Annotated in this window: 1 pseudogene; it reads right to left on the reverse strand. The window is 44.7% G+C overall.

Features of this window, described 5'->3' with window-relative positions:
* Positions 1-255 (reverse strand): annotated as a pseudogene (locus A0J48_RS26660) (photosystem II q(b) protein); the annotation flags it as partial.

Genomic DNA, 255 nt, shown 5'->3' on the forward strand with positions numbered 1-255 from the left:
GGAAGAAGTGTAGAGAACGGCTGTTGTTGAAGGAAGCGTATTGGAAGATTAAGCGACCGAAGTAACCGTGTGCAGCAACGATGTTGTAGGTTTCTTCTTCTTGACCGAATTTGTAACCGTAGTTTTGTGATTCGTTTTCGGTTGTTTCACGAACCAAGGAGGAAGTAACCAAAGAACCGTGCATTGCAGAGAACAAGCTACCACCGAATACACCAGCTACACCTAACATATGGAAGGGGTGCATCAAGATGTTGT

Origin of the sequence: Sphaerospermopsis aphanizomenoides BCCUSP55, assembly GCF_001586785.1 — a bacterium.
Taxonomy (GTDB): Bacteria; Cyanobacteriota; Cyanobacteriia; order Cyanobacteriales; family Nostocaceae; genus Sphaerospermopsis_A; species Sphaerospermopsis_A aphanizomenoides_A.